Annotated in this window: 23 protein-coding genes and 1 other RNA gene; 3 read left to right on the forward strand and 21 right to left on the reverse strand. The window is 62.3% G+C overall.

Annotation, left to right across the window (positions count from 1 at the left end; genetic code table 11):
- Positions 1–52: 52 nt before the first annotated feature.
- The 16 genes from ftsA to rnpB form a co-directional block, all read right to left on the reverse strand.
- Positions 53–1,489 carry a cell division protein FtsA gene (ftsA, locus tag AABE20_RS06885; RefSeq protein WP_338332400.1) on the reverse strand — a complete coding sequence of 479 codons (1,437 nt, stop codon included), beginning with the start codon at positions 1,487–1,489 and terminating at the stop codon, positions 53–55.
- Positions 1,486–2,346 (reverse strand): cell division protein FtsQ/DivIB, encoded by an 861-nt coding sequence (locus AABE20_RS06890; protein WP_338332401.1) that lies wholly within the window; start codon positions 2,344–2,346, stop codon positions 1,486–1,488. Before AABE20_RS06890 ends, ftsA begins: the two co-directional genes overlap by 4 nt.
- A complete protein-coding gene (locus AABE20_RS06895) occupies positions 2,343–3,281 on the reverse strand; it encodes a D-alanine--D-alanine ligase (RefSeq protein WP_338332402.1) in 939 nt (312 codons plus the stop codon). The genes AABE20_RS06890 and AABE20_RS06895 overlap by 4 nt, the downstream gene beginning before the upstream one ends.
- Positions 3,278–4,228, reverse strand: coding sequence for a UDP-N-acetylmuramate dehydrogenase (gene murB, locus AABE20_RS06900; protein WP_338332403.1), 951 nt, complete (start codon positions 4,226–4,228; stop codon positions 3,278–3,280). The genes AABE20_RS06895 and murB overlap by 4 nt, the downstream gene beginning before the upstream one ends.
- The gene (murC, locus tag AABE20_RS06905; protein WP_338332404.1) at positions 4,225–5,658 is read right to left on the reverse strand and encodes a UDP-N-acetylmuramate--L-alanine ligase; all 1,434 of its coding nucleotides are present in this window, start codon (positions 5,656–5,658) and stop codon (positions 4,225–4,227) included. The genes murB and murC overlap by 4 nt, the downstream gene beginning before the upstream one ends.
- Positions 5,655–6,800 carry an undecaprenyldiphospho-muramoylpentapeptide beta-N-acetylglucosaminyltransferase gene (gene murG / locus AABE20_RS06910; protein ID WP_338332405.1) on the reverse strand — a complete coding sequence of 382 codons (1,146 nt, stop codon included), beginning with the start codon at positions 6,798–6,800 and terminating at the stop codon, positions 5,655–5,657. The genes murC and murG overlap by 4 nt, the downstream gene beginning before the upstream one ends.
- The gene (locus AABE20_RS06915; protein ID WP_338332406.1) at positions 6,797–7,960 is read right to left on the reverse strand and encodes an FtsW/RodA/SpoVE family cell cycle protein; all 1,164 of its coding nucleotides are present in this window, start codon (positions 7,958–7,960) and stop codon (positions 6,797–6,799) included. Before AABE20_RS06915 ends, murG begins: the two co-directional genes overlap by 4 nt.
- A 7-nt stretch (positions 7,961–7,967) precedes the next feature.
- A complete protein-coding gene (gene murD, locus AABE20_RS06920) occupies positions 7,968–9,383 on the reverse strand; it encodes a UDP-N-acetylmuramoyl-L-alanine--D-glutamate ligase (protein ID WP_338332407.1) in 1,416 nt (471 codons plus the stop codon).
- Positions 9,380–10,474, reverse strand: coding sequence for a phospho-N-acetylmuramoyl-pentapeptide-transferase (mraY, locus tag AABE20_RS06925; protein WP_338332408.1), 1,095 nt, complete (start codon positions 10,472–10,474; stop codon positions 9,380–9,382). The genes murD and mraY overlap by 4 nt, the downstream gene beginning before the upstream one ends.
- Complete coding sequence (locus AABE20_RS06930; RefSeq protein WP_338332409.1) at positions 10,475–11,944, reverse strand: UDP-N-acetylmuramoyl-tripeptide--D-alanyl-D-alanine ligase; 1,470 nt, start codon at positions 11,942–11,944, stop codon at positions 10,475–10,477.
- Positions 11,941–13,416: a UDP-N-acetylmuramoyl-L-alanyl-D-glutamate--2,6-diaminopimelate ligase gene (locus AABE20_RS06935; RefSeq protein ID WP_338332410.1), complete on the reverse strand. Its 1,476-nt coding sequence runs from the start codon at positions 13,414–13,416 to the stop codon at positions 11,941–11,943. The genes AABE20_RS06930 and AABE20_RS06935 overlap by 4 nt, the downstream gene beginning before the upstream one ends.
- Entirely contained in the window at positions 13,413–15,467 is a 2,055-nt protein-coding gene (locus tag AABE20_RS06940) for a peptidoglycan D,D-transpeptidase FtsI family protein (protein ID WP_338332411.1), read from the reverse strand. Before AABE20_RS06940 ends, AABE20_RS06935 begins: the two co-directional genes overlap by 4 nt.
- A 31-nt stretch (positions 15,468–15,498) precedes the next feature.
- On the reverse strand, positions 15,499–16,476 hold the full coding sequence (ftsL, locus tag AABE20_RS06945; RefSeq protein ID WP_338332412.1) for a cell division protein FtsL: 978 nt from the start codon (positions 16,474–16,476) through the stop codon (positions 15,499–15,501).
- The gene (rsmH, locus tag AABE20_RS06950; protein ID WP_338332413.1) at positions 16,473–17,492 is read right to left on the reverse strand and encodes a 16S rRNA (cytosine(1402)-N(4))-methyltransferase RsmH; all 1,020 of its coding nucleotides are present in this window, start codon (positions 17,490–17,492) and stop codon (positions 16,473–16,475) included. The genes ftsL and rsmH overlap by 4 nt, the downstream gene beginning before the upstream one ends.
- Positions 17,493–17,495: 3 nt before the next feature.
- Positions 17,496–17,975, reverse strand: a complete 480-nt coding sequence (mraZ, locus tag AABE20_RS06955) for a division/cell wall cluster transcriptional repressor MraZ (protein WP_338332414.1) — start codon at positions 17,973–17,975, stop codon at positions 17,496–17,498.
- A 315-nt stretch (positions 17,976–18,290) separates the two neighbouring features.
- Positions 18,291–18,703: RNase P RNA component class A (rnpB, locus tag AABE20_RS06960), an RNA gene on the reverse strand.
- Between the two features lie 96 nt (positions 18,704–18,799).
- Between rnpB and AABE20_RS06965 the strand changes: the two genes are divergently transcribed.
- A complete protein-coding gene (locus AABE20_RS06965) occupies positions 18,800–19,873 on the forward strand; it encodes an alpha/beta hydrolase (protein WP_338332415.1) in 1,074 nt (357 codons plus the stop codon).
- A 31-nt stretch (positions 19,874–19,904) separates the two neighbouring features.
- Here the strand turns inward: AABE20_RS06965 and AABE20_RS06970 are convergent, their stop codons facing one another.
- Complete coding sequence (locus tag AABE20_RS06970; protein WP_338332416.1) at positions 19,905–20,375, reverse strand: hypothetical protein; 471 nt, start codon at positions 20,373–20,375, stop codon at positions 19,905–19,907.
- The gene (zwf, locus tag AABE20_RS06975) at positions 20,372–21,844 is read right to left on the reverse strand and encodes a glucose-6-phosphate dehydrogenase (RefSeq protein ID WP_338332417.1); all 1,473 of its coding nucleotides are present in this window, start codon (positions 21,842–21,844) and stop codon (positions 20,372–20,374) included. Before zwf ends, AABE20_RS06970 begins: the two co-directional genes overlap by 4 nt.
- Positions 21,845–22,106: 262 nt before the next feature.
- Between zwf and AABE20_RS06980 the strand changes: the two genes are divergently transcribed.
- Both AABE20_RS06980 and AABE20_RS06985 read left to right on the forward strand, forming a co-directional pair.
- Positions 22,107–22,367, forward strand: a complete 261-nt coding sequence (locus AABE20_RS06980; RefSeq protein WP_059024266.1) for a DUF2312 domain-containing protein — start codon at positions 22,107–22,109, stop codon at positions 22,365–22,367.
- Positions 22,368–22,409: 42 nt separating this feature from the next.
- Positions 22,410–23,075, forward strand: coding sequence for a hypothetical protein (locus AABE20_RS06985; RefSeq protein WP_338332418.1), 666 nt, complete (start codon positions 22,410–22,412; stop codon positions 23,073–23,075).
- A 49-nt stretch (positions 23,076–23,124) separates the two neighbouring features.
- On the opposite strand, the gene proB is transcribed toward AABE20_RS06985, so the two are convergent.
- From proB to rpmA, 3 genes are all read right to left on the reverse strand, one after another.
- On the reverse strand, positions 23,125–24,255 hold the full coding sequence (gene proB, locus AABE20_RS06990) for a glutamate 5-kinase (RefSeq protein ID WP_338332419.1): 1,131 nt from the start codon (positions 24,253–24,255) through the stop codon (positions 23,125–23,127).
- A 58-nt stretch (positions 24,256–24,313) separates the two neighbouring features.
- The gene (gene obgE / locus AABE20_RS06995; RefSeq protein WP_338332420.1) at positions 24,314–25,330 is read right to left on the reverse strand and encodes a GTPase ObgE; all 1,017 of its coding nucleotides are present in this window, start codon (positions 25,328–25,330) and stop codon (positions 24,314–24,316) included.
- A 105-nt stretch (positions 25,331–25,435) separates the two neighbouring features.
- The gene (rpmA, locus tag AABE20_RS07000) at positions 25,436–25,705 is read right to left on the reverse strand and encodes a 50S ribosomal protein L27 (protein WP_338332421.1); all 270 of its coding nucleotides are present in this window, start codon (positions 25,703–25,705) and stop codon (positions 25,436–25,438) included.
- Positions 25,706–25,728: the final 23 nt, after the last annotated feature.

Consider the following 25,728-nt stretch of genomic DNA (forward strand, 5'->3'; position numbering starts at 1 on the left):
GTGGCGGGGTGGATAAGATTGCGAATAGTTTACCAACCTTTTGCTGGGCAAATCAAACCCTCTCACGAATAAAAGCAACCAGTTTTTGTAAAAAACCACTTGGCGCTGCTTCGCGGAATTCAACATCGCTGAATGGACGCTCAGCACTGGCCGCCCAGAACAGCAGCCCAGCCGCCGTGGCAAAGCCTGCTGCGGCGGCTGTATCCTCTGGCAGACCTGCAATATTCTTGGGGCGGCCAAGCCGGACCGAGCGGGTAAAACCGGGGCCGGAATGGCGGCCAACACTGACCGGCACTCCCAGAATACGTTCGGCCAGCGGGCGGATTCCATCCAGCAGGGAGCCGCCACCCGTCAGCACAATGCGGCCACTGGCGGCCATGCCAAGGCCCGCGCCATCCAGTTTTTCGCGCACCAGTTCCAGCGTTTCCTCCATACGGGGGCGGATGATGCGGCCAAGCTGGGCGCGGGATATCTGCTCAAAATGGGGCACATCATTGCCCAGCAGTTCCACGGTCAGGATTTCGTCTTCCACGTCGGAAGCCAGATCGGCGCTGCCATACACCGTTTTCAGCCGTTCTGCGTTGTCGAGTGATGTGCCAAGCCCACGGGCAATGTCGCGCGTAACGTGCAAGCCCCCCACGCCAATCTGGGCGGTGTGCAGGATCTGCCCTTCACCAAACACTGCGAGCGATGTGGTGCCCCCGCCCATGTCCACCACTGTTGTGCCAAGGTCGCGCTCATCCCTGTCCAGCACGGACAGGCCGGAGGCCAGAGGGGAGGAAACAAGGGCCTCCATGCGCAGTTCCGCACGGCTGAGCACGGTCTCCAGGTTCAGCAGGGCGGTGGTGGCGGCATCAATAATGTGCAGGCGGGCCTTGAGTGTTTCGCACAGATGCCCCCTTGGGTCGGACACGCCTTCGGTATCATCCACAGTAAAGTCTATGGGCAGGGTGTGAATGACCTCTCGGCCCTGCACGGTAGCCTGCACGCGGCCTTCTGTTACCACGCGGCGGATATCCGCCTCGGTTACCACGCGCCCGCCAATGGGCCAGCGCACATTGAACAGGCGGCTGGCCGGATGCCCGCAGGACAGGTTGACAACCACCTTGTCTATGGTGCGTTCGGCCATGTTTTCGGCCTGTGCTACGGTGGCCCGTATGGCGGCCTCGGCCTCGTGCAGCTCGGTAATGGCGCCATTGCGCACGCCAGCCGAGCGCCGCCAGCCATAGCCAGCCACGCGCAGCATGCCGTTGGGTTCGCCCTTGCCAATCAGGCAGGTAATTTTGGTCGAGCCAATATCAAGCACAGCGCTGTAGCCGTTGCGCCATGTATGTGGGCGCTTGTTGCGCTCACTGGGCGGGAGGGGGAGTGATCCGTCCCCCCCGCTCATGCGCAATGTGGAACTGGCCGGGGTGTTGGTCCGTTTTTTGTGCAGACGGTCCGCCAGACTAAGTTCGGGGGAAGCTGGGGAGTGCGCGGTGTCATTCATCTCGGCTTTCCTCCGGTGGGGGGCTGGGGTTGTTTCTGCTCCGGTGCGGGGGCAGGCTCGGGGGGGCGTTCGCGTATGGTCAGCCGGTCTGGCAGGCGCATGTCAATCAGCACCACCGGGCGTTCAAGGAGCTGTGTTGCAGCATTGATCCGGGCCAGACGGTGAATGGCCGGGGCCTCCTCCCCTTCAGGCAGGAGCACGGTGGCGCCGTCCTTCAGGCTCAGGTTCCAGCGGCGGTCGCTCACACGCACGGCAGCGGTAACGTGGGATTTTACGTCCGGTTCCTGCGCCAGCACATCAATCAGGGTTGCGGCGTTTTCGTTCGCGCCTTCGCCCACAACAAGGGGTAGCTTGGCAAACGCCGTGGCGTCCTTGTCGTTCGCTCCCTGATCAGGCACTTTTTGCCCCTGCCGGTCGATCAGAATAAAATGGCCCTGATGCTGCCACACAGCATAAGGGGGGCGTTCGGTAATGTGGACGTCAATTTCGCCCGACAGGTGGCGTTCAACGCTGACATGGTCAATGAACGGCAGGGCTGTCAGGTTCTCCCGCGCGCGGGAGACGTTGAAGTTCAGGACCGGGTCGCCCACGGCAATGTTCAGGGCCGCGCGAATGGCGTCCTCGCTGGTCAGGTTGGCGCCTTCAATCCGGATATTGGTCACGCGCAGGGCGGATGTGCCCAATATTTTGTCCCGCAAAGGGGCGATCTGCTTTTGCAGGGCAGGTAGTGGCACCGCCAGATAAACCGCAACCCCCGAACCCGCCAGCAGCACAAGCCCGATGGCGGGCCGCAGCAGGCGCTTCTGGCGCTTGAGGAATAATCCCGTGCGGGAGGGGCGGCTGGCGGGGCGCTTCATTGGCGGCAGGTGGCCTGCTCAACCAGCCAGTGGCACAGTTCGGGGTAGCTTATGCCGCAATAGGCAGCCTGTTCAGGCAGGAGCGATGTGGCGGTCATGCCCGGCTGGGTGTTGACCTCCAGCAAGATCAGGCGTGGGGCTGCGGGGTCTGTATCATCCAACCGGAAATCCGAGCGCGACGCCCCCGAACACCCAAGGGCGCTGTGGGCGGCTACGGCCACATCCAGTGCCTGTTGCGCCACATCGGGGGCAATGCGGGCGGGCAGTTCGTGGCGGGAGCCACCGGCGTTGTATTTGGCGTCGTAGTCGTAAAAATCGTGGGTATTGCCGGTTGGGGTAATGTCCGTAACCGTCAGGGCGCGCTCCCCCATGACGCCAACGGTAATTTCGCGGCCGGGAATAAACTCCTCCACCAGTGCCTGTGGGCCAAAGGTCCATTCGCGCACAATGCGCGTGCGCACATTGGTGCCCGGCCGCACAATGGACACCCCGACCGATGACCCCTCGCTTACGGGTTTGACCACATAGGGGGTGGGCAGGGGGTCCCCTGCTTCAAGCTCGGCAATATCAATCACCCGGCCTTCGGCCACGGGCAGACCGGCGGATATAAAAGCCGCGCGGGCGGCGGCCTTGTTCATGGCGGTGGCGGAAGCCCGCACGCCCGAATGAGTGTAGGCAAGGCCCATCCAGTCCAGAATGCCCTGAATACAGCCATCCTCGCCAAAGCGGCCATGGAGTGCGTTAAACACCACATCGGGCTTTTGCACCCCCAGTTCGGCCACCAGCGCGCCAAGGTCCGCCCCGGCATCCAGCATGCTGACCGTATGGCCAAGGCTACGCAGGGCCTCCGCCACCCCCTGCCCGGAGGACAGGCTGACCGTCCGTTCGGAGGACATGCCACCCATAAGCACGGTTATCCGTTTGGGAGTGCTCATGCGGGGGTTCCTTGTGTGCGGCCCAGACGTTTGATCTCCCAGTGCAGGTGCACACCGGAATGCTGGGCAACGCGGTAGCGTACGTCGTCTCCCAATGCTTCCAGATCATGGGCGGTGGCGTGGCCGAGGTTGATCAGAAAATTGCAGTGTTTTTCGCTAACCTGCGCATCGCCCCGGCGCAGGCCACGGCAGCCCGCCTGATCGATCAGCTCCCACGCCTTGCGGGCGGAAACTTCTGGCTCGGGGTTGCGAAAGGTGGAGCCACCCGTGCGTGCGCGCACAGGCTGGGACTGCTCGCGGGCTGTGCGGATGTTGGCAATGCGTGCGGCAATGTCCGCAGGTCTGGCCGGGGTGGCCCGCAGGCGCGCGCGCACCACCATGGCCCCTTCGGGCAGGCCGGAGCGGCGGTAGCCAAAGCGCAGGGCGGCGTTGCCAAGGCGCAGCATGTTGCCATCACGCGTTACAATTTCCGCCCAGTCCAGCACGCTGGCAATGTCGGCCCCATAAGCGCCCGCGTTCATGCGCACAGCCCCCCCAATGGAGCCGGGAATACCCGCCAGAAACTCCAGCCCGGCAAGCCCCGCCTGTGCCGCGTGTTCGGCCACGGTTGCGTCCAGGCAGGCGCTACCAACAACCACGCCATCGGCCTCGACTGCAATATCGGCAAAGCCACGGGCCATGCGCACCACAATGCCGTCCAGCCCGCCATCCCGAATGATCACGTTGGAGCATGCCCCCAGCGCAATAACCGGGAGTTCGGGCGAGAGTTGGGCCAGCATGCCCGCCAGATCTTCCGCATCTTTGGGCTGGAACAGCCATTCCGCCGGGCCACCCACGCGGAACCATGTGCGCGCGCCCAACGGGGCTTTTGCAGTCACACGCCCACGCGTGCCCGCAAAGGCGTGGCGCACCATATCATCCAGCGTGGTTGCGGGGGTGGGGGTCATGCAGCACTTCCACCTTTGTGTTCGGCTTGCAGGGCGGCAAGCTGGGCGGGTAGGGCCTGTGCCCAGTTGGTAATGGTGCCAGCGCCCAGACACACAACATAGTCGCCCGGTCTGGCAATGGCGTTGATCATTTCCGCCAGATGGTCGGGGCTGGATAGGGGCACTACCGAGCGGTGCCCGCGCTCGCGCAGGCCCTCAATCAGTTTGTCCCGGCTGGCATCGGGCAGGGGGTCTTCGCCTGCGGCATACACGTCGGAGACAATCACGGTGTCCGCATCGTTCATGCAGGTGCAAAAATCGGCAAACAGGGTTCTCAGGCGCGAGTAACGGTGCGGCTGCATGACCGCAATAACCCGGCTGGCCCCGGCCTGCCTTGCGGCTTTGAGCACGGCGGCAATTTCCACCGGGTGGTGGCCGTAATCATCAATAACGGTAATGCCGCCCGCTTCCCCCGTGCGGGTAAAGCGGCGCTTGACCCCACGGAAGCTGGCTAGGCCGGAGCGGATCACATCGTCACTAATGTCCATCTCGGTTGCGACGGCAATGGCGGCAAGGGAGTTCTGCACATTGTGCGCGCCCAGCATGGGCAGGCGGAACGGCCCTGCCTTGCGGGTGCGGCGGCTTACGCGGTCCGTCAGCGTAACCTCAAACGTTGCGCCCAGCTTGTCGGTTATCACCTTTTCAGCCCGGACATCGGCCTGCGGCGAGAAACCATAGGTGACAATCCGGTGGTCGGACAGGCGCGGGATCATCTGCTGCACGGCGGGGTGGTCTATGCACAGCACCGCAAAGCCATAGAACGGCACGTTGGAGACAAACTGGTCATAAGCCGCCTCCATGGCCTCGGCCGAACCCCAGTGGTCCAGATGTTCGGGGTCCATATTGGTCACGACCGAAATAACGGAGGGCAGACGCAGGAACGAACCATCGCTCTCATCCGCTTCCACCACCATCCAGTCGCCCTTACCCATGCGGGTGTTGGTGCCGTAGGCCTCGATAATTCCGCCGTTAATAACGGTGGGGTCCAGCTTGGCCGCTTCCAGCACGGCGGCCACAAGGCTTGTGGTGGTGGTTTTGCCATGCGTGCCGCCAATGGCGACCGACCAGCGCAGGCGCATGAGTTCGGCCAGCATTTCCGCCCGGCGCACAACGGGAATCAGCTTGGCGCGTGCGGCGACAACCTCGGGGTTGTCCCGTTTGACGGCGGTGGAAATAACCACAACCTGCGCATTGCCCAGATTGGCGGCATCATGGCCGATTGTGACCGGAATGCCCGCAGCGCGCAGGCGTTTGACATTGGCGTTTTCTGCTATGTCCGACCCTTGCACGGAATAGCCCAGCAGGCACAGAACCTCCGCAATGCCGGACATGCCAATGCCGCCAATACCGACAAAATGGATGGTTCCGATGGAAAGGGGCAGGGCTCTCATGTGCGTGTCTCCGTCTCGTGTGAGGGCGGATGGGCGGGTGAAGGAGAAAGTTGGAGGCATTCTTCTACTATATCAGCCAGGCGGAGGGCGGCGTCCGGGCGGGCCAACGTGGCGGCGGCAGATGCTGCGCGGGCCAGGTCGTCCGGGGCGGTGAAAAGGTCTTGCAGGCGGGCTGCAAGTGTTTGGGCGGTAAAGTCGGGCTGGCGGATCATCCAGCCTGCCCCCACGTCGGTTATGGCGCGGGCGTTTTCGGTCTGTTCATCGGAGGCGGCAATGGGCAGGGGCACCAGCACACAGGGGCGACCTGCGGTGGTAATTTCCGCAACAGAGGAGCCTCCCGCACGGCCAATAACCAGATGGGCCGCGCGCAACAGGTCGGGCACATCGTTCAGAAAAGGTTCCACACGGGCTTTGACCCCGATGTTGGCATAGGCTTGGCGCACGGTCTGCACATCATCCGCGCGGGCTTGCTGGGTTATGACCATGCGTGTGCGCAGTTCTGCTGGCAGGCGGGCAATGGCTGCGGGCACAACCTGCGAAAAAATACGCGCCCCCAGCGACCCACCCCAGACTAGCAGGTTAATGTGCTCCTGCGGAGCGGGCCACGGCTCCCCCGCCAGTGCGGCAATGGCGGGGCGCACGGGCATGCCGGTCAGCACGGTTCTGGCCCCCATGGGGAGTTTGGCAACGGTGGGGAAGGAGGTTGCAATCACATCGGCAAAGCGGGAGAGCACGGCATTGGCCTTGCCCAGCACGGCGTTACCCTCGTGGATGATCAGGGCGGGGTGTTTGCGCCCAAGCAGGCGCGCGCCCAGCAGGGGAGGAATGGACGGGTAGCCCCCAAAGCCAATGACCGCATCGGGTTGGAGCGTATGCAGGATGCCCCGCGCCTTCCATGCGCTGGCCAGCAGAGTGGCGCCCGCGCGCAGGGCGCGTATGGGGCCACGCCCGGCCACACCCGCGCCACGCAGCACAAACTGCGGCGCATTGGCGAACACACCACTCGAACGCCTGCCTGCGCGGGCATCGGTCATCAGCACAATCTGGTGGCCACGTGCGACCAGTGCATCTGCCAGAGCCTCGGCGGGAAAAAAATGACCGCCTGTGCCCCCGGCCGCGATTACAATAGTACGGGACTTCATGCTGACCGCCATTGTCTGAGAGTGGTGATAAAGCCTTTGCCGGGGCGCAGGCCCCCCGGTTGCTGCCGTGTCAGGGCCAGCACCATGCCAATAGCCAGAGCAACAGACATGGCCGAAGACCCCCCGTAGGAAATGAATGGCAGCGTCATGCCCTTGGTGGGGATAAGATGCAAGGTCGAAGCCATGTTAACAAACGCCTGTAGCCCAAAACCCGTAAGCAGGCCGGTGGTGGCAATAACCACAAACGGATCATCCTCGCGGATCAGGCGCAGCAGGGTCCGCACCACAATGGCGGCAAAGACGCAAATAATCAGCAGGCAGATGACCAGCCCGTATTCCTCCCCCGCCACGGCAAACACAAAGTCCGCATGGGCATCGGGCAGAAGGTCCTTTACCCGGCCCTCGCCGGGGCCACGGCCCATCAGCCCGCCATTGCCAAAGGCGCGCAGGGCCGTATCAATCTGGTAATGGTCCCCCACATTGGGGTGCATGAACCGCTCCACGCGCGAGCGCACATGCGGAAAAATAAAGAACGCGGCAATGCCTGCGGCCACCATGCAGGCAAAACCAAAACCGACAAAGATCAGGTTCAGCCCGTCTACAAACAACTGGACCAGAAAAACGGCGGTAATAACCGTTAGCATGCCAATATCGGGCTGGGATTTGAGCAGCAGCAGAATCAGCCCATACAGCCCGAAGGCTATGAGCATACCCGGAAAATAGCGTGAAATCCGGCGCTCGGTCAGCAGCCACCCCGTAACCACGGCAAAGCAGGGTTTAAGGAACTCCGATGGCTGGAGGGACATGAGCGGTAGCGCAATCCAGCGCCGCGCCCCCTTGATCTCAATCCCGTGCACCAGCGTAAGCATGGTGGCCCCCAGCATGAGTGCTCCACCAACAAGGGAGAGCCGGAGCACCGTACGGCGCGAAAGCATGGAAACCCCGGTTACAATAACCCCAGCAACGCTGAGGAACAGAACCTGCTTGAAAATGAACATATTGCGCGATGCGCCAATACGCACGGCAACCGCGGGGCTGGCCGCGAGCATGAGAATATAGCCAAAGCCGATCAGGATAAAGGTGCAGACCAGTGTTGTCCGGTCCACGTTCCGCCACCAGCGGCCAAACGGCGAATCATCAGTGCGGGAATAACCGGCCATGCGTGTCCTACTGCCCCGTTGTGCTCATCTGTTGCGCACGCACCGCGTGGGCCAATGCCTGAAAATGCTGCCCGCGTGCCTCAAACCCGGCATATTGGTCAAAACTCGCACAGGCGGGTGAGAGCAGAATAACGGGTGTATGGGTCTGTTGCGCAAGACTGTAGGCTTGGGGGACCGCTTTTTCCAGTGTGTCCACCACGGTATGGGGCACATTATGGCGCGCAAGGGTTGCCGCCAGTTCCGCTGCATCCCGCCCGATTAAAAAGGCATGGTCAATGCGGCCAAAATACGGGGCAAGGCTTTCTATCCCGCCTTCCTTGGCCATGCCGCCTGCAATCCACACTAGCCGGTCGTAGCAGCCCAGTGCGCGGGATGTGGCATCGGCATTGGTGGCTTTGCTATCATCCACAAAGGCAATGCCGTTGCAGGTTGCCACCAGTTTTTGCCGGTGTGGCAGGCCGGTAAAGGAGGCTATGGCCTGTGCCGCCACAGTGTCCGCCACGCCAAAGTGGCGGGCCATGGCCAGTGCGGCAGCCGCGTTCTGGGCATTGTGCGCGCCGGGCAGGGCTGGCCCCAGTGTGGCCAGTAAGGCGTTGTTGTGCCAGATCGCGCCATCCTTGCCGTAATAGTACGCAGCAGGGTTGGCGCCCGAGACGGTCATGCAGGGCGTGGCGGTTTTGGCCAGTTGCGCGGCAATGGTGGCGCAGTCGGTATCATCAATGCCAATTACGGCCACGTCCTGGGCGTTCTGGCCCACAAAAACACGCTGTTTGGCCTGCGCATACCCCGCCATGCCCGCGTGGCGGTCCAGATGGTCAGGGGTCAGGTTGAGCAGGCAGGCAGCATCAAAGTGCAAGGTGTCCAGCCGCTCCAGCATGTAAGAGGACATTTCCAGCACATACACGCCGTTATCGGGCAGCAGGGGGAGGGCAAGGGCTGCGGGGCCAAGGTTGCCGCCCGCGGCTACCGGCAGACCTGCCTGCTCCAGAATATGGGCCAGCAAGGTGGTGGTGGTGGATTTGCCGTTGGTGCCGGTAATGCCCGCAAAGCGCGCCTTGCTGCCCGCCGCCCGGACCGCACAATACAGCAGTTCCGCATCCGACAGAATGGGCACACCCGCGGCAATGGCCAGCGCGGCCACCGGATGCACACGGGGCAGATGGTGCGGAATGCCGGGGGAAAGCACAAGTGCGTCAAACCCCGCCAGAGTGTCCAGCGGGGCGCAGGTTACGCGGGCGGCCTGCTCGGGGGGCATGTGGCGCAGGGCTTCGGTCAGGCCAAGGCGACCGGCTTCCCCATCATCCCATGCCTGAACATGCGCGCCACAGGCGGCCAGAGCCTGCACGGCAGGCAGACCGTTGCGGCCCAAGCCCAGAACGGCAAAACGTTTCACGGTAAACAGGGTGGGGGGGAATGTGCTCATCGGAGTTTGAGCGTGGCCAGACCACACATGCCCAGCACGATGGAGACAATCCAGAACCGGATAACAATTTTTGGCTCGGCCCAGCCCTTTTTTTCAAAGTGGTGGTGAATGGGGGCCATCAGGAACACACGTCGGCCTGTACGCTTGTACCAGAATACCTGAATAATGACCGAGAGCGTTTCCACCACAAACAGCCCGCCCACAATGCACAGGACCAGTTCGTGCTTGATGGCAACAGCAAGCGAGCCAAGTGCCCCACCAAGGGAGAGCGAACCCGTATCCCCCATGAACACGGCGGCCGGAGGGGCGTTAAACCACAAAAAGCCAAGCCCCGCCCCCACAAGGGCTGCGCAGAACACCGCCAGTTCCCCCGTGCCGGGTACGGCATGCACTTGCAGGTAATCGGCAAAAACATGGTTGCCCACCACGTAGGACAGAATGGCAAACACAAGGGCTGCCACCACCACCGGGCCAATGGCCAGCCCGTCCAGCCCGTCCGTAAAGTTGACCGCATTGCCAAAGCCCGTAATGACGATCATGGCGAACACGGGGTACAGCAGGCCAAGGGGGAGCAGCAGTTCCTTGGCAAAAGGGAAGGCAAGATGGTTGGCCAGTTCAGGCGGCATCAAATACTGCAACCACCCCCCGCATATGAGCGATATGGCAAATTCCGAACCCAGCCGCGCACGTTTGGAAAGCCCGTCCGTGTTGCGCCGTGCGAGCTTGCGGTAGTCATCCGCAAAGCCAATAACGCCAAAGCCCAGCGTGGTCAGCAGGACCGCCCACACAAACCCGTTTTCCAGATTCCCCCACAGCAGCGTTGCAACCGTGAGCGAAATCAGGATCAGCATGCCCCCCATTGTGGGAGTTCCTGCTTTTTCCACAAGATGTCGTTCCGGCCCAACTGCGCGAATGGGCTGGCCGTAGCGCTGGATGCGGCGCAGCATGGTAATGAGCGGCCTGCCCAGCAGCAGGCTTATGCCCAGTGCGGTCATGCACGCACACCCCGCCCGGAAGGAAATATAACGCAGCAGGTTGAGCAGGGTAATGTGCCCGTCATGCACCGCGTGGGAGACCAGCAGATACCACATTCAGGAAGGCTCCACGGCATTAAGGGTTTGTAGGACTGTCATCACATCACGCATGCGGCTGCCCAGACTGCCTTTGACCAGCACGGCATCTCCCCCGCGCAGGGCCGCGCAGGCCACGGGGGCAAGGGAGGCGGCATTATCCGCCCATGCGCCCTGTCTGGCGGGGGGCAGGGCGTCAAAAAGGGTTTTCATGTAAGGTCCGCAGCAAAAAACAAGGTCGGCCGAGGCGGCTGCCGGTTGGGCAAGGGCCGCATGTTCAACCGTGGAGAACTCCCCCAGTTCCCGCATATCGCCCAGAATGGCAATGCGCCGGGTGGCGGGCAGGTGGTGCAGAACGTCCAGTGCCGCACGGATGGAGGCGGAGGACGCATTATAACTTTCGTCCAGCAAGGTTATGGTCCCGCCCGCAATATGGCTGAGCGCGCCACGCCCCTTGCCGGGGGCAAAGTCTTCCAGTGCTGCGGCGGCTTTGGGCAGGTCGGCTCCAAGGGCTGCGCAGGCTCCAAGGGCTGCCAGCGCATTGCGCGCCAGATGCACACCCGGGGCAGGCACATGGACGCGAAGTGTAACCCCACCAATATGGGCCGTAAAATGCGTGCCATCAGCCCCACTGTGCATGGTGGTCATATGCACGGTGCTGGCCGGGTTTGCGCCGGTCGTCCACAAGGTGACGTGGGCCTGTTGTGCGGCAAGGGCAAAAAAAGCCGCGCCATGGGCGTCATCAGGGACCACGGCCACGCCATGGGCTGGCAGGGTGGTAATAAGGGAGGCTTTTTCCGCCGCAATCGCGTCCAGACTTCCCATATGGCCCAGATGGGCCGAGCCTATGGTGGTAATAACCGCCACATCGGGGCGGACCATGCGCGCAAGGGGCAGGATCTCGCCGGGGTGGTTCATGCCAATTTCGCTAATGCAGAAGGCGGCATTGCGGGGCAGGCGGGCAAGGGTAAGGGGCACCCCCCAATGGTTGTTGTAGGAGGCCTCGGCCGCATGGGTGGCTCCATTGGCCCCAAGGCACAGGCGGAGCATTTCCTTGGTGGTGGTTTTGCCAACGCTGCCGGTTACGGCCACAACCTTGCCGGTAAACCTTGCCCGTGCGGCCCGTGCAAGCTGTTGCAGACCCACCATTGTGTCCGCCACCACCAGAACGCGCGGGTCCGATAGCCCGTCAGCCGTATGGACCATGGCGCAGGCAGCGCCTTTGTCCAGTGCTGCCTGAACATGGGTGTGGCCATCGCTCGTATCACCCCTGAGGGCAATAAACAGGTCACCGGGTTGGAGTGTGCGCGTGTCTATGGAAATGCCATTGACCCCGGCAGGGGGGGCAGCACTTTGTGGCGCGCAGTGATCAAGCGCTGCCGTGCCCGGAGTTATGGGGGCTGGGCTGGGGGGTGCCGTCTGCTCTGCGCCGGACAGGAAGTGGCCAGATGTTGCCTCCGCCAGCTCCGTGCGGGTCCATAAGGTGCTCATGCCTGACCTGCCACGGCGCGAATAACCGCTGCATCATCAAACGGCAGCACGGTTGTGCCTATAATCTGCCCCTGTTCATGGCCTTTACCTGCCACCACCAGCACATCCTTTGCTCCAAGCATGGACAGGGCCTCGGTTATGGCCTGCCTACGGTCCCCAATTTCCAGCGCGTCCGGTGCGCCAGCGCGGACCTCCGCACGGATTTGCGCGGGGTCTTCCGAGCGGGGGTTATCATCCGTGATTATGGCAATATCAGCGCCGCTGGCAGCAGCTTGCGCCATTAACGGGCGTTTGCCTTTATCCCGGTCGCCACCCGCACCAAAAACAACCACCAGCCGCCCGCTTGCATGGGGGCGCAAGGAGGAGAGCAGGCGGGCCAGCGCATCTGGCGTATGGGCGTAATCTACATACGCGCTGGCGCCATTGGGCAGGACCACGGCCCGTTCCATGCGCCCGCGCACGCCGGTCAGGGCGGGGAGCAGGTCCAGCGCTGCTGGTAATGCGGCTTCATCCTGCACGGCCAGAGCCAGAGCCAGCAACGCGTTATCGACCTGAAAGCGACCGGGTAGGGGGAGCATGACGGTTCTGGTCTGCCCGTTGCAGCTTAGGCTGAGTTCCTGCCCCGCAGGTAGGGCGCGGCAGGCCAGCAGGTGCAATGTGGTGCCGTTGGCGCCTGTCAGCCGCAGGCGCAGGTTACGGGTGCGGGCAATGGCGTGCAGGGCGTTCAGGGTTGTTGCGTCCATGTCCGCATTGGCGGCGGCAATGGCCCCTTCTGGCAAAAGTGTATCAAACAGCCGCAGCTTGGCCGTGCGGTAGGCCTCCATGGTGCCGTGGTAGTCCAGATGGTCCCGCGTGAGGTTGGTAAACCCTGCGCCCTGAAGGTGCAGCCCATCCAGCCGCCCCTGCTCCAGCCCGTGGGAGGAAGCCTCCAGTGCTGCGTAATGCACACCTGCGCGCTCAAGGGCTGCCAGACCATTGGCCAGTGCGACCGGGTCTGGTGTTGTCAGGGGGGGGAAGGTTACCCCTGTTCCTTCGGCTCCGGTCAGCCCCAGCGTGCCAATGCCTGCGGCCCTGTGGCCCTGCAAGGCCCATATCTGGCGCATAAAATCGGTTGTGCTGGTTTTGCCGTTCGTGCCGGTAACCGCCACCAGATGGGCCGGTTGTGGGCCTGCCAGCAGGGCGGCCCAAAGGGCCAGCACGTGGCGTGGGTCGGGGCATGTTACCAAGGGGCGCTCGGGCACGCCCTGCGGCCATGCGGTGCCGTTGGGGGCCAGAATGGCCGCAGCCCCCTGTTGTACGGCAGCACTTATATAGGCCCGGCCATCCACACGGGTTCCGGGGAGTGCTGCAAACACAACGCCCGGCCCCACCTGCCTGCTATCGGCTGTAATGGCGCTCACATGCGGGTCGGTGCCGGTATTATGGGCGGTAAGATTAAGGGCGTGCAGCAAGGTGGAAAGGAGGGTGCTCATTCGTCCATATTCTCCCCTGCTGTTTTTTTGCGAATGGCCAGTGTATGCGCGCCCGACCCCAAGGCCTGCTTTGCCGCCAGCTTGGTGGCGCGGTGTTCGGCCTCCAGCTTGCGGGGGTCTCCGGGGTCGTTGCCCGGCCCCAATGGCCGGACCCCACGCGGCACGGCCGGATGCATGGGAATAGCCAGTTGCGCATCAATCTGGGCGGCATGTTCCACATCAGGGAAGACCTGCAACATGGGACCAATGCGCGAGATCACGCGGGAGACCGTGGGCGCTGCGTTCCATCCTGCTGTGGTCCAGCCATGGGTCTGGGGTGTGGGCTGGGGGCTGTCGAGCATGATGTACACGGCGTAGCGCGGTGCGTTCATGGGGAAAATGCTGGTAAAGGCGGAAATATTGACGTGTTTGAGGTAGCCGCCATGCGGGCCGATTTTTTCCGCCGTGCCGGTTTTACCCCCCACAAAATACCCAGCCGATTCCGCCGTGCGTCCCGTGCCCTGTGTAACGTCCAGCCGGAGCAGCCTGCGCAGCAGGGCCGAATTGCTTTCGGAAAGAACACGCACACCTTGGGGAATAATCGGGGCTTCGGGCATGGGGGCACCCGTTCCCATGCCTGCTGGCGCAGGCGGGAGCGTCTGGTTCAGGGCGGCATTCTGCACCCCTTGCTGGAACTGCTCCGCAGGGGAGGCATCTGGCTCTGGTGGGTCCGGGTCTTCCTGATCCAGCAGGGTTGGAGTCACCAGAATACCGCCGTTAACCGTAGCCGCCGTGCCGCGCACAATGGCAAGTGGCGGCTCGGCAACGCCATGCCCGAACCCAACCGTCATGGTTGTGGCAAGGCCCCACTGGCGGGGAACAAGTGGGCGGGCGGCCTCGGGCAGTTCTACGGGTACGGGGGCAAAAAAGCCCATGCTGCGCAGCCAGTCGGCCTGCCGTTTGCCCCCCACATCAAGTGCAATATGGGCCGCCGCGGGGTTGGAGGAGTACGCCATGACCTCGGGCAGGGACAGCCACGGTGCAAAGTGGTCGTTCTTCATGTCCCGTATGGTAAAGCGGCCGATTTTGAGCGGAACAGAGGAAAAACTGTCCCAGATGTGGATGGTCCCCGTCTCCAGCCCCATGGCGGTGGTTTGCAGCTTGAAGGTTGAACCCGGCTCGTACAGCCCCGTGACCGAGCGGTTGAACCGTTCGTCGTTTGTTGCGTGGGAGAACTCGTTTGCGTCAAAGTCTGGCAGGCTGACCATGGCGATAATTTCGCCCGTGCGCACATCCATAACAATGCCGCAGGCCCCAATGGCCTGAAATGTGTCCTTGGCGGCGGCCAGTTCGTCTCGCACGGCGGACTGTACCCTAATGTCGAGCGAAAGGCGCAGGGGCTTACGGTCCACCAGCAGGCGTTTGTTAAAAAACCGTTCCACACCGGCAATGCCGTTATCATCAATATCCACCGCACCCATAATCTGGGCGGCCATGCGGCCAAGCGGGTAGTGGCGCTGCTCGCCCGGTTCAAAATAAATACCGGGAATGCCAAGGTTGTTAATGGCCAGTTCCTGCTGGGGGCTAATGTTGCGTGCGATGTACACAAACTGCTTGTGGCGGGCCAGTCGCTCGGCGGTTTCCGGCTCGTTCAGGTCATGCAGAACGGATTTGAGTTTATGCGCAACATCCGCCGGGTCGATCAGTTCCTGCGGGTTGGCGTAAACCTGCGCCACAGGGAGCGAGAGCGCGAGTGTCTGCCCGTTGCGGTCTACAATAGAGGCGCGGTGGACCTGCGGCAGGGCGTAATCCCCCGCCAGACTGCCTTTGGGGTCGATTTTGGGAATTTTGGGCACCTGCGGCGCAATCTGGCGCTGCTCGGGCACCATGGGGCGCAGGACCGTGGCAATGGTCAGTTTGATGGCAACACAGGCAAAGAGCGCGCAAAACCCGGCCGATACCCACAAAAGCCGCACATGCATCTGTTCCCTGTGCGCACGGGCGCGCAGGTCGTCCCCCGTTACACCGATTGTGCGTGTTGTTTCGGAATCATGGCGTGGCGGGACGACCATATCGTATCAGGAGGACTTTCAGCCAAAACGATCAGTTGGTTACAGGAACGGGCGCGGGTAGGGCATCGCTGCCGCGACTCAGCAGGGACCCGTTCGTATAACCGGAAGTCGCGCGGGCTTCCATATAACCCTCGGTCATGGGGGTTCTGTGCTGGCGAACGGGGTGCCAGCTTGCTGCGGCCACCGGCAGGGGGTGGCGCACAGGGGTTATGTCATCACTGTTCTGGGCCAGACGGCGGGGGGCCATGGCCTCTGCCCGGCTGGCGGCGGCAAGGGTTGCGTGCCGGGTGGTGGGGGTGTCCGCATCATCCGTGCTGGCTGTGGCAAGGCTCTGGCGCACAGCGGGGCGGGGGGCATCGGCCACCTGCACGGGCTGGCGGCGGGCGGCAACATTTGTGCGCGTAACGGCGGCATCACGCACGGCAACCGGGGGAGGCAGGGGCGTAGGTGCAACCAGAACATGCGCTGCTGGCGCGGGGCTTTCCATCGCCACAACCGTGGGGTGGGGGCGCACGGCCCGTACGGGCAGCGGGCGGGCCACCGCAGGTGTGGCGTCCGCCAGAGCAGCAGGGCGCTCACGTTCAGGCTGCGGGGGCGGCAGGTGCTGCACGGTATTGGCGGCAACCGCCACGGGGGGCTGTGGGGCAGGCTGGGTTTTGGCCACCTGCGCCACCTGTGCCGGTGCGCTGGACTGGGCCACGGGCACAGGTTCCCTCACCACATCTGGCAGGTGCTGCACCAGATCGGCCATGCGCACAAACTGTGACGGGTCCATGGACTGAAGGTAAGCCGCGTGTTTGACAACAAGGGCCGCCAGCCGCTCGGGCTGGTTTTCCAGCGCCCATTCCGTGCGCAGCATGGCGGTCTGGCCACGCACGTGCTCGGTTTCGGTCACAATGGCGGAAATCTGCTGGTCCAGCAGGGTTGTCTGGTGCTTCTTTGTGTAAAGGAAGAACCCCGATGCAATCGCCAGAACAGCGCAGCAGCATGTGAATGGGCGGGGGATCATGCACTCAATCCTTTAGTCAAGGAAGCGGACGGAGAAGGGCGTTTCATCATGGCGCGCAGGCGGGCACTGCGCGCGCGTGGGTTGGCGCGGCATTCGGTATCGGTCGGGCGGATGGCCTTGCTGGTCAGGCCCACAAAAGCAGCCGGTGCGGCTGGCGCAAGTGAGGCGCGCGGGTCATGGCGGGAAAAGCTGACATCCTTACCCAAAGCATGCTGCATGGCGCGTTTGACCAGCCGGTCCTCCAGCGAGTGGAAGGACACAACAACAAGCCGCCCCCCATCGTTGAGCAGGGTTACGGCCTGTTCCAGCCCGCGTTCTATCTCGCCCAGTTCATCATTCACGGCAATGCGCAGGCCCTGAAAACTGCGGGTGGCGGAGTCAATGCCCGAACGGTCCTGCGGCACCACGGCACGAATGGTCTCGGCCAGTTGCAGTGTTGTGTGGAACGGGGTTTCCGCCCGTGCGGCAACAAGGGTGCGGGCCAGACGGCGGGCATGCCGTTCCTCGCCATAAAAATGGAAAATATCGGCCAGCTCCGCCTCGGGTGCGGTGTTGATGATATCCGCCGCACTCCGGCCCTGCCGCGCCATGCGCATGTCCAGCGGTCCGTCAAAACGGAAGGAGAAGCCGCGTTCGGCTTCATCAATCTGGAAGGAGGATACGCCAAGGTCCATGACAATACCGTCAAAACGGGGTGCGTTGGCCTGTGCAGCCAGTTCGGCCATGTGGCCAAAGCTGCCCGCCAGCATGTGCAGGCGCGACTGGCCTTCCGTTTTTTCCTGTTCCGCGCACAGGACCTGCCCACGGGCAATGGCGTCGGGGTCGCGGTCTATGGCCCACACGTTGCACGGTGCGGCGTTCAGGATTGCGCAGCTATAGCTGCCCCCGCCAAAGGTGCAGTCCAGAATGGCCTCGCCACTGGCCGGGGCCAGATAATGCAGCACCTCGGCCAGCATAACGGGCACATGCCCGCTGGTGGGGGGCGTTAGGGCGGAGGGAAGGGGGAGCGCGTTCATGGCCTAGTCTTCCCTCTGGCTGGTCTGCGGGGCCGCGGGAATGGTGACACGGCGGGACTTCTGGCGGGCTTCGGCCCGGCGCAGGCGCGCAGCCTCCGGCTCCCAGATCTGAAAAATGCGCCCCACACCCATAAAGGCAGCCGTTGCGCCATCCTGTAGTCCTGCATGCTCACGCAGGAAGTCAGGCAGCATCAGTCGGCCTTCGCGGTCGGGGTCCATGGGGTAGGCATCGGCGTAAATGGCGGCGGCAAGGTCGTCATGTTCATCGGAGAACATATCCAGACGGTCCAATGGCTCGGTCAGGCGGGCAAAGGCCACAGCTGGCCATGCCTCAATGCAGGGCAGCGTATGGGAGGGGCGGAGAATCACCAGCGCGTCGCCTTCCTTTTGCTGTGACTTAAGAACGGAGCGGAACCCAGCAGGAATCGAGACGCGTCCTTTTGCGTCGAATCGATTTTCATGCGTGCCGAGGAACACACTCACGAAGTTCAGAAGTCCTTTTGAGCCAATGGTTTCTGTTCCTTGAGGGGGCGGGGAACATGGGACCGCAACCATTTTTATGGTCTGCCGTGGGATAGCATGGGACCGCATGGGACGCAAATTAAAAGCGAAGAAAAAACAGCAGAAAACCGCCGTTTATAAAGTATTCATACTTAGCGTGAGAGTCGCGGCTATGTATTGATCAAGCGGAATCGAACAAGGGAAAGACATTATTCGTTCCTGTTATGTTCTTTTGCAGTAAAAAGGGCATGCAACAGCCCCCACACAGCATGGATATGAAGGGAGAATGGGGGAGAAAATGCCAGACGGTCTGTAAGCCGGGTTCTGTCTAGCCCAAAAGGGCCTGGACGATCATTCCTCTGGGGCATGTCTTGCAACATGCCTCACGCGACCAACCCGAACGACGGGGCGGGAGAACCCCCGAAACCCGAAGGTTTCTGCCGTTCCTATTCGGTCTTGCTCCCGGTGGGGTTTGCCGTGCCTCCCCTGTTACCAGCGGAGCGGTGCGCTCTTACCGCACCGTTTCACCCTTACCTTCAGCCCGTCCCATGGTTTCCCATGGCATGGAACCCGGAAGGCGGTCTGTTTTCTGTGGCACTTTCCCTGAGGTCACCCTCGCCGGTCGTTAACCGGCACCGTTCTTCCCGTGGAGCCCGGACTTTCCTCCATCATGCACAAAAGCGCATAACAGCGACCGTCCGACCGTCTGGCCCGCGCACCCTGCGTTGGCGGCAGGCACAGGTCAAGGGCTTTGTGTTGGAAAAGCGCTCTTGGCAGGAGCAGGTAAGAATGCACATCATGTGCGTATGTCAGATTTTTTGGTTCCTACCTCCGTTTCCACCCCACTTCGGCCTAATCTGCCATCGCGGTTGCTGCTCAGGGGTATTCGCTGGCAGGAGCAGCGCAAAAAGCGCAACGCCAGCCATAATGCGGCCAACACGCATGAGCACACGGGGGCCAATACCCGCCTCGTAGGGCAGGCCGCCCCCCATCTGGCGGCGCAGCCTGCCCCGCAGCAGCATTTTTTGCGCGCGCTGCGCAAGGGCATGGACACCCCTTCCTTTCCGCAGCGGCTTTCTGCCCTGCCGTTGCGTAAGGTCATCACTCTGGAGGTGCCGGGGGCTACGGGGCCATTGGCTGCGCGGCTGTACATTCCGCATGGGCGCGTGCGGGGGGCGGTGCTGTACCTGCATGGGGGTGGTTTTGTGCATTGCGGCCTGAACTCCCACCACGGCATTTGTTGCCGCCTTGCGCGGGCGGCCGGGGCGGCGGTGTTATTACCCGATTACGCTTTGGCGCCCGAAAACCCTTTTCCCGCCGCAGTGGAGGACTCCCGCGCGGTATTGGGCTGGCTGGCTGGCGCTTCCGCCCGTTACTGGGGCGGGCAGGTGGCGGTTGCGGGGGATAGTGCGGGGGGTAATCTGGCCGCTGTGCTGGCGCAGGAGGGGCGGGCAGGTCGCTGCCCCAATCCGGCGCTGCAAGTGCTGTACTATCCATCGCTTTATGGCCGGAATAACCTGCCATCGCAGACCACGTACGAGGAGGGGTATTTTCTCTCCCGCAGGTCCATGGAGTGGTACGCCGCCCAGTATATCCAGCGTGAGGAAGACTGGACACATCCCTGCTTTGTGCCCGGTCACACGGCCGATCTGGGTGGTTTGGCTCCAGCGGTTATTGTAACGGCTGAATGTGACCCCATGCGGGACGAAGGGCAGGCCTATGCATCAGCCCTTAAAGCCGCCGCGGTGCCGGTCCTGTACCGCTGCTACTCCGGCACCTTGCATGCGTTCCTCAATTTTTATGCACTTATGCCCCACGGCAAGGCGGCATTGCGCCTTGGTGGGCGCGCCCTGCGCAGGGCTTTTGCCACCCGCACCTAGCACAGACTGCACAGCAGGTGGCGCGGGGTGGTTAGGGAATGGGGTGGAACAGGCCGGGCGAACCCTGATCGGAGAGGATAATCCGGTTCATCCGGTCCACTTTGAGGGTGAACAGCTTGTTCAGTTCCCCCTTGGGTGCGGGGCAGGTGCCTGTGCTTTTTTCCATGACCTCAATGCGTGATGCGGTGGGCTGGTCGTTGCCATTCACCACAAACAGCAGGCAGTCGGGCCTGTCATGGGTCATGCCGTTCTGTGTCACCTTCAGGCGAAGGTGCTGGATCAGGGCCGTATCCTCGTACCAACTCTGGGCCGAAAACGTGTACCGGTCCACCATACGCTCCAGTATGCCGCTTTTTGCCAGCACGATCATAAGCAGCGTGAGTGGCAGCACCATGGCCAGCCTGCGCAGCACATGCTGGCGCAGGGTCCGCTGGGCAAACGGGCCGCGCTTTGGCCCCGTGGCGGAAGGCTTGGGGGCAGGGGTTTTGTTGGTGTCTGTCATGTCAGCATATCTTCGTGCCACAGGGCGCCGTCACGGGCCAGCAGGGACCGGGTGGAGGCAGGACCCCAGCTTCCGGCGGGGTAGGGTTCAAGCGGGGTCATGGCATGCCGCCATGAGTTGAGGATGGGTTCAATCCACTGCCACGAGGCTTCAACCTCGTCGCGGCGGATGAACAGGGCGGGGTCTCCGCGCACCGCGTCCAGCAGAAGCCGTTCGTAGGAGTCCTGATACGTGACCGAAAACGCGTTTTCGTACGACATGCCAAGGGTTGCATTGCGCACGCGAAAACCGCCAGCCCCCGGATCACGCACCGCCATGACAAACGAGAGTTCCTCATGTGGGGCAATCCGGATAACCAGCCGCCCCGGAGAGGGCATGTTGGTAAAGATCGGCCAGACCTGCGGGCGGAACTGAATAACAATTTCGGTGGTTTTGGTGGCCAGTCGCTTGCCGGTGCGCAGGTAGAACGGCGTATGCCCCCAGCGCGCGGTGCGGATTTTGGTGCGGATGGCAACAAAGGTTTCCGTGTTGCTGGCCCGGCCTGTGCCCAGGTCCTCGTTATAGCCGGGCACGTCCTTGCGTTTGATCTCGCCTGCCACGTACTGCCCGCGAATAACATTGCGGCGGACCATGTCTGGCGTCATGGGGCGCAGGGCGTTCAGCACTTTCAGCTTTTCATTACGCAGGTCATCGGAGCCGAGGGAGGCCGGGGCATCCATGGCCACCATGCACAGGACCTGCAACAGGTGGTTCTGCACCATGTCGCGCAGAGCGCCCGACTCATCGTAATAAGACCCACGGCCGCCAACGCCCACGGTCTCGGCCGCGGTGATCTGCACATGGGCTATGGCCTCGGACGACCACAGTTTTTCCAGTGCCGGGTTGGCAAAGCGCAGGGCCAGAATGTTCTGCACCCCTTCTTTTCCCAGATAATGGTCGATCCGGTAGATGGACTCTTCGGGAAAAAACTGCCCCACGCCGTGGTTGATGGTGCGTGCGGTTTCCAGATTGATGCCAATGGGTTTTTCCAGCACCACGCGGGAGTGCTGGTTGATCAGGTCGTGGTGGGCCAGCGCCTCGCACAGGGGGGAGTACAGTGCGGGAGCCGTGGCAAGGTAAAACACACGGGGGCGGTCGTTGGCGGCCAGCAGGGTGCGCAGGGTCTGCCAGTCTCCGCCGGGTTTGAGCGCATCAAGCGTGATATAGGTCAGCAGGCCCAGAAAATGGTGCAGGGTCTGTTCGTCCTGCGCGGTTTCGGGCGCGAATTCACGCAGGGCGGCCTCGATCTGTTCACGGAACTGCTCCGTATTCAGCTCCGTACGGGCAACGCAGATAATCTGGGCGTCATCGCTGAATTCCTGCGCATGGAAGCGGCGTAAAAAAGCAGGGAGCAGCTTGCGGCGGGACAGGTCGCCCGTTGCGCCAAAAATAACAAAATCAAAAGGTCCCGTGTGATTGACAAGAGCCATGGAAAAAACATTCCCGCAGGGGTGGTTGGCAGGGCCGCCGTCAATAAAGGCGTTTGCAGGCGCAGGCACGCCATAACGCGCAAAGGCTGTTCAGCTTATGGAAGGCTCAGGACGTGTTTGCAAGGGTTAGAATGGTGTGTGATCATTGACCCCGTGCACGCGGCACGATAAGCCCGCGCCTTTGGCAAGCGGCAGGATACGGGTTTTTGTTCGCCCGGATTCATGAGCCTGAGATACGATGCGCAACTAAAGGGAGCCGAACATGGATGGCGAACAAGAAGACGCAGCAGTAGGCGGCATTGCCGCAGACCGTCTGAGAAGCATTATCGAGCGGGTTGAACGGCTCGAAGAAGAGCGCAAGGCGCTGGCAGGCGACATTAAGGACATTTTTACCGAGGCCAAATCAGCCGGGTTTGATGTTAAGGTCATTCGCCAGATTATTCGCCTGCGCAAACAGGAGCCATCGGAAGTGGAAGAGCAGGAAACCCTGCTGGACATCTACCGCCGTGCTTTGGGCATGTAAGATCATCCGCGCAGGCGCAACACAAGGTCGGGACGGCTTTTGATGATGACATTGTCTTTTCCCGAATGGGTGCCGCTATGGGGCCAGTTGCTGGTTCTGGCGGTTGGCATTGTGTTCGGGCTTGCGTTTATGATGATGCCTTTTGCTGTTTTTGGCGTCAAAAGCAGGCTGGCTGAACTCTCCCTCCAACTGGAGGAACTTCAGGCGGAACTGCGCGCGCGCGCCATGCAGGGCAGTGCAGCCCCCGCCGGGTATGCGCACAGTGCAGCGGAATCTCCGCTTCCCTTTACCCGCCGTGCAGCGCGCGAGGACAGACCCGTGGTGGAGGAGGTACGCCCCCCCGTGGTGGAAAAACCTTCCACCCCACGGAGTATGCCCGTTTTTGCGGAACTGCGCGCCCCAAGGGTGTCGGATGCGTACGAGCCAAGGCAGGAAGCCCCGCCCGCGCCACATATGGATGCCGACACCTATACCCCCCCTCCGGCCAGACGCATGCCGTGGCATGAGGAGGAGGACGAACAGCCTGTGAGTGGTGCTGAAATTCTGCGCCGCCAAAAAGCGCCAGACGCTAATCAGGAAGCCTACAGGCCCGATTTTTCACGCGAGGAAAGCGGGCAGCGCCGCACCCCCGTATCCGATACGCGGTATGATGATCATACAGGCCGTTCGGAGCCTGTGCTGCACTTTCCCTCCCGCAACAAACCATAAAACCGGGTGTTGCGGGCGTATTTGGTAGGGGGTGCCTGAGCCTGCTGGCTCAGAGCATCACAAGATCATCACGGTGGATAATCTCGTCACGGCCCTGCCAGCCCAGAATGCTGGCTGTCTCGCGGGAATGGTGTCCGGCTATGCGGCGGGCGTCATCCGCATCATAGGCGGCAAGGCCGTGGGCGAGAATGCGCCCGTTGGCATCCACAATCTCCACCAGATCACCCTGTGTAAAGTTCCCCTGCACATGCAGAACGCCTGCGGGCAGCAAGGAGCCGCCCCTGCGCAGAGCGTCTGCCGCACCGGCATCCACCTTGATTTCGCCCGTGGGGTTCAGGCTGCCAGCAATCCATTGCTTGCGGCCCGTATGCCCATTGCTCTGGGGCAGAAACCACGAGCAGCGCGCCCCATCCATAAGGGCCTGTAGCGGGTGCATGGTTTTGCCAATGGCAATGGCCATAGCGCAGCCCGAGCGCGTGGCAATGTTGGCGGCCAGCAGTTTGGTGCGCATGCCGCCCGAGGAATACCCCGGTGGAGGTTCCCCCCCCATAGCCTCGATCTCGGGTGTCAGGCTTTCAATAATCGGCAGGTGTTGTGCGTTGGGGTTGGTGCGTGGGTCGGCGGTGTATAACCCGTCAATATCGGAAAGGAGAACAAGCTGGTCCGCATCGGTCATCTGCGCAACGCGGGCGGCAAGGCGGTCGTTATCGCCAAAGCGGATCTCGGCTGTGGCAATGGTGTCGTTTTCGTTAATGACCGGCACACATCCCAGTTCCAGCAGGGTGTTCAGGGTGGCGCGGGCGTTCAGGTAACGCTTGCGGTCTTCTGTGTCCTCGGGGGTGAGCAGCAGTTGGGCGGCTGTCAGCCCGTGGGCGGAGAGGGCGTGGCTCCATGCCTGTGCAAGGCTGATCTGGCCCACGGCCGCTGCGGCCTGTTTTTCCGCCAGCCGTAAGGGGCCAGCGGTCAGGCCCAGCGTGTGCCGCGCAAGGGCAATAGCCCCGGAGGAGACAACGCTGACCGCCACACCCTGTTTGCGCAAAACGGCAATATCCGCAGCAACACTTGCCAGCCACTCCTGCCGTGGGGCGGCTTTTTGCGGGTCCACAACCAAAGCACTGCCGATTTTGATAACCAGCCTTTTTGCGTGCAGGAGAGAGGGGCGGGGGCTGTCTGTGGTCATGGGCTTATCCGTTGGGGGGAGGCTCCCCCCTCCAGCTATGGCATTGCGCAATGATGGATCAGGAGTTGGCCTGTGCATCCTTGCGGGCGGCGGTAACTGTGTCCTGCAAAAGGCGTAGCAGTTCTGGCACGCCCTGTCTTGATGCGGCCGAGATCAGGAGCACGGGGGCGCCGCTGGCTTTCTGCAAGGCCGCGCGGCGGGCGGATGCCTCACGCGGGGTCATGGCATCGGTTTTGTTCAGGGCAATAATTTCGGGCTTTTCGGCCAGACCGCCACCATAGGCTGCCAGTTCGTGGCGGATGGTGCGCCATGCATCCACCACGCTGCCCGCAGCGCCATCAATCAGGTGGAGCAGCACGGCGCAGCGTTCCACATGGCCCAAAAAGCGGTCGCCCAGCCCTGTGCCCTCATGCGCGCCTTCAATCAGCCCCGGAATGTCCGCCACCACAAACTCTTCGGTCATGGACAGGCGCACAACACCCAGTTGGGGGTGCAGGGTGGTAAAGGGATAGTCGGCAATTTTGGGGCGTGCGGCAGAAACAACGGACAAAAAGGTGGATTTGCCAGCATTGGGCAGGCCCACAAGCCCCACATCCGCAATAAGTTTCAGGCGTAGCCAGACCCAGCGTTCCTCGCCCGGCCAGCCCTTGTCCGAGCGGCGGGGGGCGCGGTTGGTGCTGCTTTTGTAATTGGCGTTGCCGTAGCCGCCATCCCCCCCACGGCACAGGGTTACGCGTTTGCCTGCCTCGTCCAGATCGGCCAGCAGGGTCTCGCGGTCATCGTCCATGATCTGGGTGCCAATGGGCACCTTGATGACAACAGCAGGGGAGGCCGCACCTGTACGGTCGGAGCCTGCGCCATTGCCACCCTTGCGGGCGCGGAAATGCTGGGTGTAGCGAAAATCGATCAGCGTGTTCAGGTTGGGAACCGCCTCGAAAATAATGTCGCCCCCACGGCCGCCATTGCCGCCATCGGGTCCGCCAAATTCGATGTATTTTTCCCGACGGAAGGCTGTCACACCATCTCCACCGTCGCCTGAGCGAACGTAGATTTTAGCCTGATCTAGAAACTTCATGACATACCTTCCGCCCCGGAACACGAAAAAGGGCCGAACCTTCCGGCCCGGCCCTGTTTTGCGTTCCAGCTACGCTAAAACGTAGACTGGAAAAAACCAGCCTGCTTATTCGGCTGCGAGGGGCAGCGCGTCAACAGAAACGTGGACGCGGCCTTCTGCGCGGCGTTCAAAACGCACATTGCCCGGGATCAGGGCAAACAGCGTGTGGTCGCGGCCAACGCCAACGCCAACGCCAGCTTTTACCTTTGTGCCACGCTGACGAATGATGATGTTGCCAGCAAGAACCTGCTCGCCACCAAACTTTTTTACACCAAGGCGGCGTCCGGCGCTATCGCGCCCGTTACGGGATGAACCGCCAGCTTTTTTTTGTGCCATGACCTAAGTCCTCCGTGGTCTGA

It is taken from the genome of Acetobacter zythi (genome assembly GCF_963921165.1).
In the GTDB taxonomy this organism is placed as follows: domain Bacteria; phylum Pseudomonadota; class Alphaproteobacteria; order Acetobacterales; family Acetobacteraceae; genus Acetobacter.

What these genes read in the sequence shown, in the direction of transcription:
- zwf (WP_338332417.1), bottom strand. Translation starts at nt 21,844, where the DNA reads ATGGCTCTTGTCAATCACACGGGACCTTTTGATTTTGTTATTTTTGGC.
- AABE20_RS06940 (WP_338332411.1), bottom strand. Translation starts at nt 15,467, where the DNA reads ATGGTCGTCCCGCCACGCCATGATTCCGAAACAACACGCACAATCGGT.
- murD (WP_338332407.1), bottom strand. Translation starts at nt 9,383, where the DNA reads ATGAGCACATTCCCCCCCACCCTGTTTACCGTGAAACGTTTTGCCGTT.
- ftsA (WP_338332400.1), bottom strand. Translation starts at nt 1,489, where the DNA reads ATGAATGACACCGCGCACTCCCCAGCTTCCCCCGAACTTAGTCTGGCG.
- mraY (WP_338332408.1), bottom strand. Translation starts at nt 10,474, where the DNA reads ATGTGGTATCTGCTGGTCTCCCACGCGGTGCATGACGGGCACATTACC.
- AABE20_RS06965 (WP_338332415.1), top strand. Translation starts at nt 18,800, where the DNA reads ATGTCAGATTTTTTGGTTCCTACCTCCGTTTCCACCCCACTTCGGCCT.
- proB (WP_338332419.1), bottom strand. Translation starts at nt 24,255, where the DNA reads ATGACCACAGACAGCCCCCGCCCCTCTCTCCTGCACGCAAAAAGGCTG.
- AABE20_RS06980 (WP_059024266.1), top strand. Translation starts at nt 22,107, where the DNA reads ATGGATGGCGAACAAGAAGACGCAGCAGTAGGCGGCATTGCCGCAGAC.
- murG (WP_338332405.1), bottom strand. Translation starts at nt 6,800, where the DNA reads ATGAAGTCCCGTACTATTGTAATCGCGGCCGGGGGCACAGGCGGTCAT.
- AABE20_RS06935 (WP_338332410.1), bottom strand. Translation starts at nt 13,416, where the DNA reads ATGAGCACCCTCCTTTCCACCTTGCTGCACGCCCTTAATCTTACCGCC.
- AABE20_RS06970 (WP_338332416.1), bottom strand. Translation starts at nt 20,375, where the DNA reads ATGACAGACACCAACAAAACCCCTGCCCCCAAGCCTTCCGCCACGGGG.
- murC (WP_338332404.1), bottom strand. Translation starts at nt 5,658, where the DNA reads ATGAGAGCCCTGCCCCTTTCCATCGGAACCATCCATTTTGTCGGTATT.
- murB (WP_338332403.1), bottom strand. Translation starts at nt 4,228, where the DNA reads ATGACCCCCACCCCCGCAACCACGCTGGATGATATGGTGCGCCACGCC.
- AABE20_RS06895 (WP_338332402.1), bottom strand. Translation starts at nt 3,281, where the DNA reads ATGAGCACTCCCAAACGGATAACCGTGCTTATGGGTGGCATGTCCTCC.
- AABE20_RS06930 (WP_338332409.1), bottom strand. Translation starts at nt 11,944, where the DNA reads ATGAGCACCTTATGGACCCGCACGGAGCTGGCGGAGGCAACATCTGGC.
- rpmA (WP_338332421.1), bottom strand. Translation starts at nt 25,705, where the DNA reads ATGGCACAAAAAAAAGCTGGCGGTTCATCCCGTAACGGGCGCGATAGC.
- obgE (WP_338332420.1), bottom strand. Translation starts at nt 25,330, where the DNA reads ATGAAGTTTCTAGATCAGGCTAAAATCTACGTTCGCTCAGGCGACGGT.
- rsmH (WP_338332413.1), bottom strand. Translation starts at nt 17,492, where the DNA reads ATGAACGCGCTCCCCCTTCCCTCCGCCCTAACGCCCCCCACCAGCGGG.
- AABE20_RS06985 (WP_338332418.1), top strand. Translation starts at nt 22,410, where the DNA reads ATGATGACATTGTCTTTTCCCGAATGGGTGCCGCTATGGGGCCAGTTG.
- AABE20_RS06915 (WP_338332406.1), bottom strand. Translation starts at nt 7,960, where the DNA reads ATGGCCGGTTATTCCCGCACTGATGATTCGCCGTTTGGCCGCTGGTGG.
- ftsL (WP_338332412.1), bottom strand. Translation starts at nt 16,476, where the DNA reads ATGATCCCCCGCCCATTCACATGCTGCTGCGCTGTTCTGGCGATTGCA.
- AABE20_RS06890 (WP_338332401.1), bottom strand. Translation starts at nt 2,346, where the DNA reads ATGAAGCGCCCCGCCAGCCGCCCCTCCCGCACGGGATTATTCCTCAAG.